This window comes from Sulfitobacter sp. M05 (assembly GCF_029285175.1).
Lineage (GTDB): Bacteria > Pseudomonadota > Alphaproteobacteria > Rhodobacterales > Rhodobacteraceae > Sulfitobacter.
In genome coordinates this window covers 1-1,231 of sequence record NZ_JABEDH010000016.1, presented here as the reverse complement: position 1 = coordinate 1,231, position 1,231 = coordinate 1, and the positions used below count along the sequence as shown (strand labels likewise).

Annotated in this window: 1 protein-coding gene; it reads right to left on the bottom strand. The window is 54.9% G+C overall.

What is annotated here, in order from left to right:
• Positions 1-38: 38 nt before the first annotated feature.
• Positions 39-1,168 (bottom strand): IS3 family transposase gene (locus HKX44_RS19975; protein WP_276153119.1). Its coding sequence is split into 2 segments (ribosomal slippage): positions 39-925 and positions 925-1,168, totalling 1,131 coding nucleotides; the frame shifts between segments, so codons are not numbered across the junction.
• Positions 1,169-1,231 lie beyond the last annotated feature (63 nt).

The following is a 1,231-nucleotide window of genomic DNA, read 5'->3' as shown; positions in this document are numbered from 1 at the left end:
TGGACCTGTCGCGCTTTTGTGCCGCCCCAAGTGCTCGTTTAGGCCACTTTCCGTTCGAAGGCGACGGGGCTTTTCCAACCCAGTGCTGAATGCCGTCGGCGCGGATTGTAGAAGCCGTTGATATATTCGAAGATGGCCATCTCAGCCTGCCGCCGTGTGTCCCATGGCTTTCGCCAGATCAGTTCAGCTTTAATGGTCTTGAAGAACGTCTCGACGGCGGCATTGTCGTAACAATTACCCTTGCCGCTCATAGACACCTGGAAGCCATGCTGACGCAGGATTTTCTGGTAGTCGTGAGAACAGTATTGCGACCCGCGATCCGTGTGATGAATGCAGCCCTCAGGCGGTGATCTGAAGGCGATAGCCATCTTCAACGCCCGGATCGCCAAGTCCCGCTTCATGCGATTGCTGACCGCCCACCCAATGACACGCCGGGAATGCAGGTCCAGGATCACGGCAAGATACAACCATCCCTCACGCGTCCAGACATAGCTGATGTCACCAGCCCATTTCTGGTTTGGCAGGTCTGCTGTGAAGTTTCGATCCAGCAGATTGGGTGCGATGTTGAACTTGTGGTCGCTATCGGTCGTGGCCCTGTATTTGCGGGTCCTGACAACGGATATACCATTCTGGCGCATCAAACGACCCACACGGCGATGACCAACATCCAGGCCGATCTCCTTCAGCTCTTCAGTCATTCTTGGCCGACCATAGCTGCCCAAGCTGAGACGAGACTGTTCTTTGATGTGCGCCAGCGTCACCATATCAGACCGCTGTCTGCGGCTGGCAGGACGACCGCGGAAGGCCCGCAATCCGCGTGTGCTGACACCGACAACATCGCATAGGCGTTTGGTCGGGAAACTGCCTTGGTGCTCTTCGATGAACCTAAATCTCATTGCTTTAGGCCCGCGAAGAACTGGGTGGCCTTTTTTAGGATGTCCCTCTCCTCCTTGAGAATACGCACCTCGCGTCGAAGGCGTTCATTCTCCTGAGCGAGGCCCAAATCCTCTTTCGACACCACATCAGTGTCTCGATGTGCCGTGATCCATTTGTTCAGCGTCGACAGCCCAACACCTAAATCAGAAGCCACCTGCTTACGTGTAAGCCCGCTTGTCAATGCAATCCGCACAGCATCTTGGCGGAATTCGTCCGTCCGTTTCAGTCCCATAGTTCATCTCCTTTGCTGCAATAAATGCTATCAAAGGAGCGGCATCAAACCGTGACAGGTCCA